Raw genomic sequence first — 14,975 nt, forward strand, 5'->3', positions numbered from 1 at the left:
ACCGCCGCTGTTCCGGTTAGATTCAGGTATGCAGAGCGACGACGCACGAGGCACTGTCCATCCGCCGCGTCCCGATCGGGACCCGTTCGGCGCACCGATTCCCGGTTTCAACCGTCGTAGATTCCTCGCCGGATTCGGCGTACTCGCCGGCGCCGGCGTGCTCGCTGCCTGTGGCGTGCAGTCGCCCACGGGAGCGCCCTCGAGTTCGGCGCGTCCGACCCGGCCGCTCACCGGACCGGACCTGTCCGGTGCCGCGCCGGGAATCCGAGTCCAGGACGATCTGTACCGGCACGTCAACGGCGCGTGGTACGACGGCTTCCAGATCCCCGGCGATAAGGCGCAGTACTCCACCTTCTCCGATCTATCCGACCGTGCCCAGGAGCAGCTCAAGGCGATCATCGAGGGCATCAAGGATCCGCGTCCGCGGGGCGACCAGGCGAAGATCCGGGACGTTTACGACGCCTACATGGACACCGCCCGGATCGATCAAGCCGGCGCCGATCCGATCAAGCCCGATCTCGAGGCCGTCGACAAGGCCGCCGATAAGGCGGCGTTGCTCGATGTGATCGGCGCACACCAGAAGCAGGGCGTGTCCGGTCTGGTGGGCTACCTGGTCGACACCGACCAGAAGGATTCGTCGAAGTACGCCCTGACCTTGGTGCAGTCCGGGATCGGCCTGCCCGACGAGGCCTACTACCGCGATCCCAAGTACGCCGAGGCTCGCGACAAGTACCGCGCCTACCTGGAGAAGGTGGCATCACTGGCCGGGCTCTCCGATGCTCCCGGTGTTTCGGCCAGAGTGCTCGCCTTCGAATCCGCTGTGGCGAAGGGGCATTGGGACAAGGTGCGCTCGCGAGACGCCACGGCCACCTACAATCCCCAACCGTGGTCGCAGTTGGCGACTCTGGCGCCGGGCTACGACTGGGACCGCTGGCAGAAGGCCGTGGGCATCAAGGCCGAGGATGCGAAGAACGTGGTGGTCGCTCAGCCCAGCTTTCTCACCTCGGTCGCGAAGCTGTGGGCGGACACCGATCTGGCCACTCTCAAGGACCATGCGCGGATCCAGGTGATCCGCGCCTACGCCTCGCTGCTGTCCTCTCCCTTCGCCGACGCCAACTTCGACTTCTACTCCAAGGCCCTGCGCGGTGTGGAGCAGCAGCCCGAGCGATGGAAGCGCGCCGTGGCGGCGGTGGAATCCGCACTCGGAGAGGCGCTCGGGAAACTGTACGTGGACAAGCATTTCCCGGCCGACTCCAAGCATCAGGCCGAACAGTTGGTGAACAACCTCAAGGGTGCTTACCGGGCGAGCTTCGCCGATCTGGACTGGATGACACCGGCTACTCGCCGCGCCGCCGCGGCGAAGCTGGAGAAGATCCGTACCAAGATCGGCTATCCGGAGAAGTGGCGCGACTATTCCGGCCTGAAGACGGACTCGAAGTCGGTGGTCGGCAACGCCCGCGCCTCCGCGGAGTTCGACAACGCCTACCAGTTGGCGAAGCTACCGAAATCGGTCGACCGGAGCGAGTGGCTGATGACGCCGCAGACCGTCAACGCCTACTACAACCCGGGGATGAACGAGATCGTCTTCCCGGCGGCGATCCTGCAACCGCCCTTCTTCTCCCCGGACGCGCAGGCGGCCGTGAACTACGGCGGAATCGGTGCGGTGATCGGCCACGAGATCGGGCACGCCTTCGACGACCAGGGGGCGAAGTACGACGGCGACGGCAACCTCAAGGACTGGTGGGAGCCCGCCGATCGTGCCGAATTCGATAAGCGCACCAAGGCGTTGATCGCGCAGTACGACGCCCTGGTACCCGCGGGCCTGCCGCCCGAGAACAAGGTCAACGGCGGGTTCACCGTCGGGGAGAACCTCGCTGACCTTGGTGGTCTGTCGATCGCGATCGCTGCGTACCGGATCGCCGTGGCGAACGGTGATGCCGGCACGGAATCCGCGGCCGCCTCGGCGTCCGCCGCGGCACCGTCGAGTGCGGCGCCGGCAGCCGGGCCCGACCTGGCGCCCCTGTTCCTGAGCTGGGGGCGGATCTGGCGGTCGAAGAGTCGGCAATCGGCCGCGATCCAAGCGCTCGCCACGGATCCGCACGCACCCAACGAGTTCCGCGCCAATCAGGTGGTCAAGAATGTCTCCGCCTTCGCGGAGACCTTCGGTGTGGGGCCCGCCGACCGGGAGTGGCTCGACCCGAAGGATCGCGTCCGCGTCTGGTGATCAGCCCAGTGCCGCGGACCCCGACGACCCCGGCAGTTCGGCACGTGAGGTGTCTTTGAGATCGACTCCCGATCGGCCGAGTCGCCGTGCGCCCACCACCAGACCGGCGGCGATCCGGGCGGCATCGGCGTAGCCCAGGCCCTCCGGGGGGTGGATGTTGGAGATGCAGTTGCGGTGCGCGTCGGTCACACCGGTGCCGAAATCGTCGGGATCGGCTCGATGAGTGAGGTAGATGCCCAGACTGTCGGCTACGGACAGCCCTGGGCGTTCGCCGATCAGCACGAGCAGGCTGCGCACGCCGAGTGCCCGGGCGATGTGGTCGCCGAGTGCGACGCGCGCCTGGGTCGCGATGACCGGCGTCGCGACTGCGATGTCCGCGGGTAGCGCCTGAAGGATCGCTCGGGTCAGCGCGAGCCCGTGATCGGTCAGGGCGCGGGGCGAGAGACCGTCCGCCAGGACGATTCCCAGGTCGGCACCGCTCGCCTGCACATCGGACACGTCGGCGGGGACGCGTCCCAGATCCGGGCGCCGCAGGTACTCGCCGCGGTCGGCGGCGCGGCTGGCTACTATGCGCGGTTCGCCGAGCCCCAGGTCGCGTACCGCTGCAGCGAAGGCGGCGATGTCGAGCGGCTGATGGACGGCGTCTCGTGCCGTGGCGTGTGCCGCCGCGAACTCCAGAACGCGCCGTGTCGGAAGCGCATCCCCGGTGCGGCCCAGGCCGATCCGCGATTGCGTCGTGGTGCGCAGCGCGTCCCAGAAGTCGCCGTCGCGACGGTGCGGGGCGGTCACCGCGCCACTCCGGCGGTGAGTTCGCGCAGTGGCGAGGTCTCGACCGCGATGTCTCGCAGCGCGCCGGTATCGTCGGTCATGCCCTGACGGTCAAGCCACGCGTCGAACTCCGGCGCCGGCCGCAGGTTCAGGGCACGGCGCACGTAGAGCGCGTCGTGGAAGGCGAGGGACTGGTAGCCGAGCATCACGTCGTCGGCCCCCGGGACGGTGATCACGAACGAGACCCCGGCCACGGCGAGCAGAGTCAACAGATCGTCCATATCGTCTTGGTCGGCCTCGGCGTGATTGGTGTAGCAGACATCGACGCCCATCGGCAGACCCAGCAATTTCCCGCAGAAGTGGTCCTCGAGACCGGCTCTCGTGATCTGCTTGCCGTCGTAGAGGTACTCCGGCCCGATGAAGCCCACCACTGTGTTCACCAGAAGTGGGTCCACATGCCGCGCCACCGCATAGGCCCGGGTTTCGAGTGTCTGCTGGTCGACCGGAGCACCGCCGGTGCCCAGGTGCGTGCCGGAGGACAGCGCCGATCCCTGCCCGGTCTCCAGGTACATCACGTTGTTCCCAACCGTGCCGCGCCCGAGTTCGCGTGCTGCGGCGTTCGCTTCCTCCAGCAGTGGGATCGACACGCCGAAAGCGGAATTGGCCCCTTCCGTGCCCGCGATCGACTGGAAGACGAGATCGACCGGCGCCCCCTTCTCGATCAGTGCGAGCGTGGTGGTGACGTGGCTGAGCACGCATGACTGCGTGGGGATATCGAACCGGGTACGCACCTCGTCGAGCAGGTGCAGCAGATCCGAGGTGGCGTGCGGCGAGTCCGTGGCCGGGTTGATGCCGATCACCGCGTCCCCACAACCGAGCAACAGTCCGTCGAGCGTCGCCGCGGCGATGCCCTGTGGATCGTCGGTCGGGTGGTTGGGTTGCAGGCGGGTGGCGACGGTGCCGGGAAGTCCGATGGTCGTGCGGAAGCCGGCCGTCACCCGGACCGCGCGCGCCACGGCGATCAGGTCCTGGTTGCGCATCAGCTTGCTCGCCGCCGCCACCATCTCCGGAGTGAGTGCGGGGGAGAGGGCGGCGAGGCGATCCCCGGCGTCGGGGGCGACGGCGATGCGCAACAGCAGGTCCCGTAGATCGCCGACGGTGAGATGGGCGATCGGGGCGAACGCCGCGCGGTCATGCGCGTCGATGATGAGCCGGGTCACCTCGTCGGACTCGTAGGGGACGACGAGCTCTTCCAGGAGAGCCGTCAGCGGAACGTCGGCGAGCGCCCATTTCGCGGCGGCGCGTTCGGCGTCCGAGTGTGCGGCGCACCCGGCGAGCTCGTCGCCCGAGCGCAGCGGGGTGGCCTTGGCCAGCAGGTCTGCCATGGAGGTGAAGGTGTACGTCACCCCGCGGACGGATTGGGTGCGGATCATGGTGCTCCGTTCGGCGATGATCGGGTGCATCGTCTTCTATTCAACGCGCCGCGCGGCGATGTGCGGTGGGCTTCGGGCGTTACGTCAGGTCCCGCTCGGCGTCGGCGAGCGCGGCGAACTCCTCGTCGGGCGAGTTGGCCACAAGGTGATGGCGACTGTAGAGGCCGAAGTACACCAGAAAGGCGGCGAAGGCAGCCAGCGTGAGACCTGCGGCCAGGGGGTCGACGAGGAAGGTTGCGACCACGGCGATGCATGCGACGAGCAGCGCGAAAGAGGTGGTCGCGACGCCGCCGGGGGTGCGGTAAGGGCGCGGCATATCGGGCTCGCGGCGGCGTAGCACGATGTGACTGACCATCATCAGCACGTAGCTCACCGCGGCCCCGAACACAGCCATGTTCAGCAGCATCGCGCCCTTGCCGGTCAGCGACAGGGCGAATCCGATCACGCCCGGCACGATGAGTGCGAGCACGGGCGCCTTGCGCGCGTTGGTGATTGACAGGTTCTTGGGCAGGTAGCCGGCCCGCGATAGGGCGAAGGTTTGCCGCGAGTACGCGTACATGATGGAGAAGAAGCTGGCCACCAGGCCGGCCAGGCCGATGTAGTTGACCACCTTCGCCGCACCGCTGTCGCCGAGCGCCTCGACGAGTGGATTGCCGCTGTCGGACAGTGCGTTCGCTCCGAGCGCGCCGGTCGCAAGGAGGAAGACGGTCGCGCCGGTGACGAGCAGGATGCCCATCGCCACGATGATGCCGCGCGGCACGTTCTTCTCGGGCTCGCGGGCCTCCTCGGCGGCCAAGGGTACGCCCTCGATGGCGAGGAAGAACCAGATCGCGAAGGGGAGCGCGGCCCAGATGCCGAGGTAACCGTGGGGGAGCCAGCTCGATGCGCCCGCGGCATCGGTGGCGGCGATGTCGGTGAGCTTGGACGCGTCGAACCGGCCGATCGCGGCCACGGCGAAGACCACGAGTCCCACCAGTGCGATCGCGGTGATCACGAACATCGCCTTGAGGGCCTCACCGGCACCGGTGAGGTGGATCCCGATGAACACCGTGTACACCGCGAGGTACACCCACCAGCCGTCGGTGATCCCGAACAGGTTCAGCGATTGCACATAACCACCGATGAACGTTGCGATCGCCGCCGGAGCAATGGTGTACTCGATGAGAATGGCAGTGCCCGTGGCGAATCCGCCCCATGGTCCGAGCGCTCGGCGAGCGAAGGTGTAACCGCCGCCCGCCGCGGGCAGGGCCGAGGACATCTCGGCCATTCCCAGCACCATCGCCAGGTACATGCCGGCGATCACCACGGAGGCGATGGCGAGGCCGCCGAAGCCCCCCTGTGCGAGGCCGTTGTTCCACCCGGCGTAATCGCCGGAGATCACATAGCTCACTCCGAGCCCGGCGAGGAGCACCCACCCGGCCGATCCGGACCGGAGTGTGCGTTTGGCCAGGTACGCCTCGGATTCGAAGGATTCGTCCACCCCGTCGTGGTGGACGGTGCGCTGCGGTTCTGCGGTCACGTGCTGCCTCTCTGATCGAGCAGCCCATCGAACCGCGCCGGTGTTGCGGGGGCGTTGCCCCCGAGTTTCCCGGGGCGGTCGTGGGTTGTGACGCAGGACACTACGAGGGCGAGAGTTGCACGGGGGTTGCATCGCCCGCCGCGGGCGTCAGTGCACGTCGAAGATCGATCTCTTGTCGTAGAAGTGCAGGACGTAGCGACATTGGACACAGATCATGAGGATCATCTTGTGGTTGGTGTAACCCCACTTGGACTCCTGTCGCGAGACCTCACGCTGGAAATCCTCGCAGGCACACAGTGGACATCGCAAAGTTGACATGTATCAAGGTTAATTGACCTCCGCCCGGAACGCTCGGTCTCCGAGGCGGCGGATACCGGGCGTCCCCGACAGGGAGGGCTACAGGCCCATGTCCTTCGCGATGATCGACCTCATCACCTCGGACGTGCCACCGTAGATCCGGTTGACTCGGTTGTCGGCGTACAAGCGGGCGATCGGGTATTCGTTGATGTAGCCGTAGCCGCCGTGCAGCTGTAGGCACCGGTCGATCACATCGGACGCGGCCTCGGTGCAGAACAGTTTGAGCGAGGCGGCGTCGGCAGCGGTGAGCTCGCCTGCGTCGTGCAGCTCGAGCCCGCGATCGACGCTGGATTCCATGGCGTCCACCTTCGCCTTACAGGCGGCCAGCTCGAACTTGGTGTTCTGGAACGAGGCAACCGACTTGCCGAAGATGGTGCGGTCCTGGGTGTATGCCTGGGCGAACCGCACCGCGGCGGACGCCTGCGAGTACGCGCCCACGGCGATGGACAGCCGCTCCTGCGGCAGGTTCTGTCCGAGGTAACCAAAGCCCTTGTTCTCCTCGCCGAGCAGGTCTGCGGCCGGCACCGCGACATCGGTGAACGAGAGCTCGGCGGTATCGGAGGTGCGCAGGCCGATCTTGTCGAGCTTGCGCCCCACCTCGTACCCGGCCAGGGTGGTGTCGACCACGAACAGCGAGATGCCGAACCTGCGGTCGTCCTCCGTGGCCGGGGCGGTCCGGGCGCACACGATCACACGGTCGGCGTTGACGCCGCCGGTGATGAAGGTCTTCGCGCCGTTGAGCACGTAGTGAGAGCCGTCGGCGGAGAGTTTGGCGGTGGTCTTCATCCCCGCGAGGTCCGAGCCGGTACCGGGTTCGGTCATCGCGATGGCGAACATCGTCTCGCCCGACGCCATGCCGGGTAGCCAGCGTTGCTTCTGCTCGTCGGTGCCCAGGCTGGTCAGGTACGGCAGGCACAGCGCGATATGCACGCTCGAACCGCCGAACGAGACGCCCGCCCGCCCGAGTTCCTCGCTGATCACGGCCTGGTACTTGAACGACTCGATGCCGGCGCCGCCGTACTCCTCAGGGACCTCGATTCCGAAGACACCCAGCTCGCCGAGCTTGAGGTAGAAGTCCTTGGGCACGATGCCGTTCGCGTACCACTCGTCGTAGTGCGGCACGACCTCCGCCTCGATGAAGGCCCGCAGCGTCTCGCGGAAGGCCTCATGATCGGCGGTGTAAACGGTACGGCGCATGGTGAATCTCCTTGTTCGATAACTGTATTGCGATTACTGGGTTCGGGTGGCGCCCACGGTTCGGAGTGCCAGATCGGCGTAGTAGGCGCCGATTCGTTCGGGGGTGATGTCGCCGCCGTCGTGGTACCAGCGGGCCACGTCGATGCCACTGGACAGCACTGCGGTGGTGGCCAGTCGCGGTTCCGCGGTGTCGAACGAGCCGTCCTCGACGCCGGCGTCGACGATGGCACGCAGCCTGCGGGTGATCTCCCGACGCTGCTCACCGACCTCGACCCGGTGTTCCTCGGTGAGCGCCTCCAGCTCGTAGTTCACTACCCGGGCGCTGGTGTGCTGCGCCGCGTGGTGGCTGGCGAACGCGTACATCACCGCGTGCAACCGGTCGGCGGGTGCCGCGGTGGGGTCGTCGACCGCATCGATCAGATCGATGATCAGGCCGTGGCCGTGGTGCGAGAGCTGATACAGCAACTGTTCTTTCGACTTGTAGTGCACGTAGACGGCGGCGGGACTCATCCCCGCGGCGGCGGCGATGTCGCGGGTGGTGGTGCCGTGGAATCCGCGTTCGGCGAAGGCCTCGGCTGCCGCGGAGAGCAGCCGGGCTCGCGTCGTATCGGCGCGAGACGGTGCGTCGGCGTCGGTCATGATCGGCGTCCTTTTCGGCTTCGTCCACCGTACGTCCCGGTGGATGCATAGGGTGATCCAAGCCACATCACCCGGTCGATTGACGATCGGCTCTCAGTGGTGCAAGGTAGAGACTACCTCGTTCGCTAAGCGAGCGCTTAGTCAGCATCGTAGTCGTTACTCAGGAGGATGCAATGCCCGAAGCCGTCATCGTCGCCACCGCGCGATCTCCGATCGGCCGCGCCGGGAAGGGATCACTCAAGGACATCCGCCCGGACGACCTGTCGGTGCAGATGGTGCGCGCGGCCCTGGCCAAGGTGCCCGAGCTCGACCCGCGGGAGATCGAGGACGTGCTCTTCGGCTGCGGCCAGCCCGCCGGCGAGTCCGGCTTCAACATCGCCCGCGCCATCGCGGTCGAGGCGGGCCTCGACCACGCACCCGGCGTGACCGTGAACCGCTACTGCAGCTCCAGCCTGCAGACCACGCGGATGGCCTTCCATGCCATCAAGGCCGGTGAGGGCGAGGTCTTCCTCTCCGGCGGCGTCGAAACCGTCAGTCGATACGTCAAGGGCAACGCGGATGGGCTGCCCGACACCAAGAATCCGATCTTCGCCGATGCCGAGGCACGCACAGCGACCTTCGCCGCCGGCGGCCAGACGTGGGCCGATCCACGCGAGTCCGGCCTGGTGCCCGATCTGTACATCGCGATGGGCCAGACCGCCGAGAACGTGGCGCAGTTCAAGAACGTCAGCCGTCACGACCAGGACGAATGGGGTGTACGCAGTCAGAACCGTGCGGAGATCGCGCTCGCGGCCGGCTTCTGGGACAAGGACATCACCCCCGTCACGCTCGCCGACGGCACCGTCGTCAGTAAGGACGACGGCCCGCGCGCCGGCGTCACCTACGAGGCAGTGAGTCAACTCAAGCCCGTTTTCCGACCCGACGGCACCGTGAAATTGCTGTCCGCTCAACGACGGCGCGGCCGCGGTGGTGATCATGTCCGACAGCAAGGCGAAGCAGCTCGGCCTCACCCCGCTCGCGCGGATCGTCTCCACCGGTGTCACCGGCCTCTCGCCCGAGATCATGGGCCTCGGCCCGGTCGAGGCCTCGAAGCAGGCGCTGGCGCGCGCCGGCATGTCGATCGGCGACATCGACCTCATGGAGGTCAACGAGGCCTTCGCCGCGCAGGTGATCCCCTCGGTGCGCGACCTCGGCATCGACGCCGACAAGGTGAACGTCAACGGTGGCGCGATCGCCGTCGGCCACCCCTTCGGTATGACCGGTGCGCGCATCACCAGCACCCTGATCAACTCGCTCCAGTGGCATGACAAGCAGTTCGGGCTGGAGACGATGTGCGTGGGCGGCGGCCAGGGCATGGCCATGATCATCGAGCGGCTGCGCTGATGGCGGGGCGATTCGACGGCCGGACCGCCATCGTCACCGGCGCTAGCCGGGGCATCGGTCTCGCGATTGCGCAGCGCCTCGTCGCCGATGGCGCGAAGGTCGTGATCACGGCACGCAAACAGGAGGCCCTCGATACCGCGGTCGCCGAGCTCGGCGGCCCCGGTGCGGCCGTCGCCGTCGCCGGCTCGGGGGACGATCTCGCGCACCAGGACGAGGTGATCGCCACCGCTATCGACACTTTCGGCAGCGCCGACTATTTCGTCAACAACACCGGAATCAACCCCGTGTACGGACCGCTCATGGATCTCGATGTGGGCGCGGCCCGCAAGATCATGGAGGTCAACGTGATGTCGACCCTGTCCTGGGTGCAGAAGGTCAACGCGGCCTGGCAGCGCGAGCACGGCGGCGCCATCGTCAACGTCGCGTCGGTGGCCGGACTGCGCCCCGCCCCGGGTATCGCCTTCTACGGCGTCTCCAAGGCGGCCGTCATCCACCTCACCGAGGAGCTGGCAGTCGAACTGGGACCGGATATCCGGGTCAACGCGGTGGCGCCCGCCGTGGTCAAGACGCGATTCGCCACCGCTCTGTACGAGGGGCGCGAAGACGAGGTCTCCTCGGCGTATCCGCTCAAACGCCTCGGCGTCCCGGACGACATCGGTTCGGTGGTCGCGTTCCTGCTCTCCGACGATGCCGGGTGGATGACGGGGCAGACCCTCACCATCGACGGCGGCGTCCTGCTCACCGGAGGAGTCTGATCCGATGAGCGGATTCGATCCTCGGGGTGCGGGCGTCGTCGTGACCGGCGCCGGCGCGGGCATCGGCGCAGCCCTCGCTCGCACGCTCGCCGCCGCGGGTGCCCGCGTGGTGGTCGCCGATCTCGACGCCGACGGCGTGACGCGCACCGTCGAGGCGATCACCGCGGCCGGGAGCACGGCCTACCCGGCGCCCGGCGATGCCGCTTCCGAGGCGGGCGTCGCGGCGCTGGTCGCGACGGCGCGCGAGCGGCTCGGCGCGATCGACGCCTGGTTCGCCAACGCCGGCGTCGATCGCGGCCGGGGAATCGAAGCGTCCGAAGCGGATTGGGATCTGTCCTGGCAGGTGAACGTGATGGCGCACGTGCGCGCCGCGCGCCTGCTGGTACCTGACTGAGCGGCGGCCGGACGGGGCCGATTCGTGGTCACCGCATCGGCCGCCGGACTGCTCACGATGCTCGACGCTCCCGCCTACTCCGTCACCAAGCACGGGGCCGTGGCCTTCGCCGAATGGCTCTCCGCCACTTACCGGCACCGGGGCGTGGTGGTCCAGGCCATCTGCCCCCAGGGTGTGCAGACCCGCATGCTCGACGATTCCGGCCCGCTCAAGGACCTGCTCTCCCGGGACACCGCGCTCACCGCGGAGCAGGTCGCCGAGCAGACGGTGGCGGCGCTCGCGGGCGACGAACTGCTGATCCTGCCGCACCCCGAGGTGCGCGACTACTACCGGGCCCGCGCGGCCGCCCCCGACCGGTGGCTCGCCGGAATGAACAAGATCCAGCAGCGGCTGGAGCAGAAGAAGGGGCAGTGATGAGGGCCTGGCAGGTACCGGAACTGGGCGAGCCGGCATCCGTGCTGCGCGCGGTGGATCTCGACATCCCGACCCCGGGACCGGGGCAGGTCACCGTGCGCACACTGGCCACGGCGGCGAACTTCCCCGACGTCCTCATGTGTCGCGGGCTGTACCAGATCAAGCCCGATCTGCCGTTCACCCCGGGCGTGGAACTGTGCGGCGAGATCGTCACCGTCGGTGAGGGAGTCGACGGATTCGCCGTGGGCGAAAGGGTTTTGGGCGGAGTCGCGCTCCCGCACGGCGGTTTCGCCGAGTACGCCGTGATGAACGCGGCCGAGACCTTCCCGGCACCGTCCTCGCTCGACGACGCCCAGGCCTCCTCGCTGTTCATCGGCTACCAGACCGGATGGTTCGGCCTGCACCGCCGGGCCCAGCTGAAGGCGGGGGAGACCCTGCTCGTGCACGCCGCCGCGGGCGGGGTGGGCAGCGCTGCGATCCAACTCGGCAAGGCCGCCGGCGCCACGGTGATCGGCGTGGTCGGCGGGCCCGCCAAGGCCGAGGTGGCCCGCGCGCTCGGCGCCGACGTGGTGATCGACCGGCACACCGAGGATTTCGTCGAGGTGGTCAAGGCGCAGACCGGCGGTCGCGGCGCCGACGTGGTGTACGACCCGGTGGGCGGCGAGACCTACAAGCGGTCCACCAAGTGCATCGCCTTCGAGGGGCGCATCCTGATCGTCGGCTTCGCCGGCGGCAGCATCCAGGAGGCGGCGCTCAACCACGCGCTGATCAAGAACTACTCCATCGTGGGCCTGCACTGGGGTCTGTACAACCGATTCGATCCGGCAGCGGTGCGGGCCTGCCACGCCGATCTGACGGTCCTCGCGGACGCCGGGCAGGTCGCCCCGCTGGTCAGTGAGCGACTGTCCTTCGACGAGGTCCCGGACGGTCTGCAGCGCCTGGCCGACGGCAGCACCGTGGGCCGCGTCGTCTACCAGGCCGACCGGTGAGCCGTGCGGTGGACGTGGTGCTCTTCGACTACGGCGGGGTGCTCACCACGCCGATGGGCGACAGCATCCGCGCCTGGATCGCCGACGAGGACATCGATCCCGCGGTGTTCACCGCCACCCTCAAGGCCTGGCTCGGCCGCGACGCCGCCGAGGGGAGCCCGATCCACCGGCTGGAGACAGGCGACCTGCCCGAGGAGGACTTCGATCCGCTCTTCGCCGCGGCGCTGCGCACCCGCGACGGAGGAGCCGTGAATCCCGACGGCGTGCTCCGTCGGATGTTCGCCCGGGTCGCGGCCGATCCCGCGATGTGGTGTCTCGCCGAGGATCTCCGCGCGGCGGGAGTCGCGGTGGGCGTCGTGTCGAACAGCTGGGGCAGCGGCAACCTGTACGACCGTGACCGGCTCGCGGGGTTGTTCGGCGCGGTGATCATCTCGGAGGAGGTGGGCCTGCGGAAGCCGGACCCCGCCATCTTCGAGTTGGCGCTCGACCGGCTCGGCGTCCCGCCCGGCCGCGCGGCCTTCCTCGACGACGCCGTCCCCAACGTCGAGGGCGCGGCCGCCCTCGGACTGCACGCCGTGCACCACACCGACGCCCGCACCACCCGCGAGGCCCTGGCCACCCTGATCCCCGGCCTCGCAACCGAACCCACATCCGAAAAGGAGAACGTATGACCACCCAACGTGTTGCCATCGTGACCGGTGCCGCCCGCGGCATCGGCGCCGAAGTCGCCCGCCGGCTCGCCTCCGACGGCCACAAGGTGGCCGTCCTCGATCTCGACGAAACCGCCTGCGCAGCCGTCGCGCAAGAGATCGTCGCCGCGGGTGGCCAGGCTATCGGCGTCGGCGTCGACGTCGCCGACGAAGAGAAGGTGGCGACCGCAGTCGGCCGTGTCGCCGAAGAACTGGGCGCTCCCACGATCCTGGTCAACAACGCCGGCATCCTTCGCGACAACCTGCTGTTCAAAATGTCGCTCTCCGACTGGGACCAGGTGATGGCCGTGCATCTGCGCGGCGCATTCCTGATGTCGCGCGAGGTGCAGAAGTACCAGACCAAGGAGGGGTGGGGCCGGATCATCAACCTCTCCTCCACGTCTGCCCTCGGCAACCGCGGGCAGGCGAACTACTCGGCAGCGAAGGCCGGTATGCAGGGCTTCACCAAGACCCTCGCGTTCGAGCTCGGCAAGTTCGGCGTGACCGCGAACGCGATCGCACCGGGCTTCATCGCCACCGATATGACCGCCGCGACGGCTGAGCGGATCGGTGTCCCTTTCGAGGACTTCAAAGCCGCAGCCGCCAAGGAGATCCCGGTACAGCGAGTGGGAGCACCGTCCGATATCGCGCACACCGCCAGCTTCTTCGCCAGTGAGGGAGCGGGTTTCGTCTCCGGGCAGGTCATCTACGTGGCCGGTGGGCCCAAGGACTGAGGGAGCACACCATGGAGATCGTGAACGGCCCGGAGGAACTGCAGGCCGCCGTCGGGCGTCACTTCGGCTACTCGGACTGGGTCACCGTCGATCAGAAGCGAATCGACCTGTTCGCAGAGGCGACGGGGGATCACCAGTGGATCCACGTCGACCCCGAGCGAGCCGCGGCCGGCCCCTTCGGATCGACCATCGCCCACGGGTACCTCACTCTCTCGCTCATCCCGATGCTGGTGTGGCAGGTCTACGAGGTACGGGGCGCGAAAATGGGGGTCAACTACGGCAGCAACAAGGTCCGATTCCCGCAACCGGTGCCCGTCGGGTCCCGGCTGCGAGCGGGCGTCGAGCTGCTCTCGGTCGCCGAGGGCGGCGGCGGGTATCAGGTGGTCACCCGGGTCACCGTGGAACGGGAGGGCGCCGATAAGCCCGCATGTGTCGCCGAAACGGTCTCGGTGGTGGTCTTCTGATGACCGACCAGCACCCCGGGCTCGATCTCGAGGTTCTCGGAACATGGCTACCGCAGCACGTGGACGGCGCCGGTTCGGACCTCGAAGCGACGCTGATCGCAGGCGGCAAATCCAATCTCACCTATCGCATCTCAGACGGTGACCGGGCGTGGATCCTGCGCCGCCCGCCGGTCGGCAAGCTGCTTCCGTCCGCGCACGATATGGGCCGCGAGTACCGAATGATGTCCGCGCTCGCCGGTACCGGTGTTCCGCTCCCCGTGATGCACGCCTTCTGCGACGACCCCGGCGTGCTCGGCGCGCCCTTCTACGTGATGAGCGAGATCGACGGCGTGCCCTACCGTCGGTCGGCCGAGCTCGAGGAACTCGGACCCGAACGCACGCGGACCATCTCGGAGCGACTGGTCGACACCCTTGTCGCGCTCCACGGTGTTGATCCGGCCGCGGTCGGGCTCTCGGATTACGGCCGTCCCGAAGGCTTCCTCGGGCGGCAGGTGGAGCGGTGGAACAAGCAGTTCGCCGCCGCGCATACCCGCGATCTGCCGAAGGTGGACCAGTTGTATCGCGCACTGAGTTCCCGGGTTCCCGCTGATGCGAAACCCGGTATCGTGCACGGGGACTATCGCCTGGATAACGTCCTCGTCGACCCGCAGGACCGGCCCGCCGCCGTGGTCGACTGGGAACTCGCCACGATCGGCGACTCGCTGACCGACCTCGCGTTGATGGTGGTCTACGGCAGACTCGCGAAGGTCTCGCGCGAGACGGTCGCCGATGTCACCGAGGCTCCGGGTTTTCTCTCCGAACAGGAGATCATCGACCGGTACGCCGCTCAGAGCGACCGCGATCTGGGCGATTTCGGCTTCTACCTCGCGCTCGCGGCGTTCAAGTTGGCGGGGATCGTCGAGGGCATCCACTACCGCTACGTCAACGGCCAGACCGTCGGCGCGGGCTTCGCCGAGGCAGGCGACGCCGTGAACCCGCTGCTCGACGCCGGGCTGCAATCACTCGAGGAGAACTGA

At 68.0% G+C, this 14,975-nt stretch carries 13 protein-coding genes and 2 pseudogenes; 9 read left to right on the forward strand and 6 right to left on the reverse strand.

The window, feature by feature from the left end; all coding sequences use genetic code 11:
* Positions 1–28 precede the first annotated feature (28 nt).
* Positions 29–2,224 (forward strand): M13 family metallopeptidase, encoded by a 2,196-nt coding sequence (locus TPAU_RS09235; RefSeq protein WP_083773811.1) that lies wholly within the window; start codon positions 29–31, stop codon positions 2,222–2,224.
* Here TPAU_RS09235 and eutC read toward each other — a convergent pair whose 3' ends face one another.
* From eutC to TPAU_RS09260, 6 genes are all read right to left on the reverse strand, one after another.
* The gene (gene eutC, locus TPAU_RS09240) at positions 2,225–3,013 is read right to left on the reverse strand and encodes an ethanolamine ammonia-lyase subunit EutC (RefSeq protein WP_013126489.1); all 789 of its coding nucleotides are present in this window, start codon (positions 3,011–3,013) and stop codon (positions 2,225–2,227) included.
* Positions 3,010–4,425: an ethanolamine ammonia-lyase subunit EutB gene (locus tag TPAU_RS09245; RefSeq protein WP_041944904.1), complete on the reverse strand. Its 1,416-nt coding sequence runs from the start codon at positions 4,423–4,425 to the stop codon at positions 3,010–3,012. The genes eutC and TPAU_RS09245 overlap by 4 nt, the downstream gene beginning before the upstream one ends.
* A 79-nt stretch (positions 4,426–4,504) precedes the next feature.
* Entirely contained in the window at positions 4,505–5,944 is a 1,440-nt protein-coding gene (gene eat, locus TPAU_RS09250; protein ID WP_013126491.1) for an ethanolamine permease, read from the reverse strand.
* A gap of 147 nt (positions 5,945–6,091) precedes the next feature.
* The gene (locus TPAU_RS23150; protein WP_013126492.1) at positions 6,092–6,262 is read right to left on the reverse strand and encodes a hypothetical protein; all 171 of its coding nucleotides are present in this window, start codon (positions 6,260–6,262) and stop codon (positions 6,092–6,094) included.
* Positions 6,263–6,340: 78 nt separating this feature from the next.
* Positions 6,341–7,498: an acyl-CoA dehydrogenase family protein gene (locus tag TPAU_RS09255; protein ID WP_013126493.1), complete on the reverse strand. Its 1,158-nt coding sequence runs from the start codon at positions 7,496–7,498 to the stop codon at positions 6,341–6,343.
* A gap of 33 nt (positions 7,499–7,531) precedes the next feature.
* Positions 7,532–8,137, reverse strand: a complete 606-nt coding sequence (locus tag TPAU_RS09260; RefSeq protein WP_013126494.1) for a TetR/AcrR family transcriptional regulator — start codon at positions 8,135–8,137, stop codon at positions 7,532–7,534.
* 173 nt (positions 8,138–8,310) lie between these two features.
* On the opposite strand from TPAU_RS09260, the pseudogene TPAU_RS09265 reads away from it, so the two are divergent.
* The 8 genes and pseudogenes from TPAU_RS09265 (at position 8,311) to TPAU_RS09300 (ending at position 14,975) form a co-directional block, all read left to right on the forward strand.
* Positions 8,311–9,520 (forward strand): annotated as a pseudogene (locus tag TPAU_RS09265) (acetyl-CoA C-acetyltransferase).
* A complete protein-coding gene (locus TPAU_RS09270) occupies positions 9,520–10,275 on the forward strand; it encodes an SDR family oxidoreductase (RefSeq protein WP_013126495.1) in 756 nt (251 codons plus the stop codon). The pseudogene TPAU_RS09265 and the gene TPAU_RS09270 overlap by 1 nt, the downstream one beginning before the upstream one ends.
* Positions 10,276–10,279: 4 nt before the next feature.
* Positions 10,280–11,083, forward strand: a pseudogene (locus tag TPAU_RS09275) (SDR family oxidoreductase).
* Positions 11,083–12,072 (forward strand): NADPH:quinone oxidoreductase family protein, encoded by a 990-nt coding sequence (locus TPAU_RS09280; protein WP_013126496.1) that lies wholly within the window; start codon positions 11,083–11,085, stop codon positions 12,070–12,072. The pseudogene TPAU_RS09275 and the gene TPAU_RS09280 overlap by 1 nt, the downstream one beginning before the upstream one ends.
* Positions 12,069–12,743, forward strand: coding sequence for an HAD family hydrolase (locus TPAU_RS09285; RefSeq protein ID WP_013126497.1), 675 nt, complete (start codon positions 12,069–12,071; stop codon positions 12,741–12,743). The genes TPAU_RS09280 and TPAU_RS09285 overlap by 4 nt, the downstream gene beginning before the upstream one ends.
* Entirely contained in the window at positions 12,740–13,495 is a 756-nt protein-coding gene (fabG, locus tag TPAU_RS09290) for a 3-oxoacyl-ACP reductase FabG (protein ID WP_013126498.1), read from the forward strand. Before TPAU_RS09285 ends, fabG begins: the two co-directional genes overlap by 4 nt.
* An 11-nt stretch (positions 13,496–13,506) precedes the next feature.
* Positions 13,507–13,959: a MaoC family dehydratase gene (locus TPAU_RS09295; RefSeq protein WP_013126499.1), complete on the forward strand. Its 453-nt coding sequence runs from the start codon at positions 13,507–13,509 to the stop codon at positions 13,957–13,959.
* Complete coding sequence (locus TPAU_RS09300; RefSeq protein ID WP_013126500.1) at positions 13,959–14,975, forward strand: phosphotransferase family protein; 1,017 nt, start codon at positions 13,959–13,961, stop codon at positions 14,973–14,975. The genes TPAU_RS09295 and TPAU_RS09300 overlap by 1 nt, the downstream gene beginning before the upstream one ends.

This window comes from Tsukamurella paurometabola DSM 20162 (genome assembly GCF_000092225.1).
GTDB classification, from domain to species: domain Bacteria; phylum Actinomycetota; class Actinomycetes; order Mycobacteriales; family Mycobacteriaceae; genus Tsukamurella; species Tsukamurella paurometabola.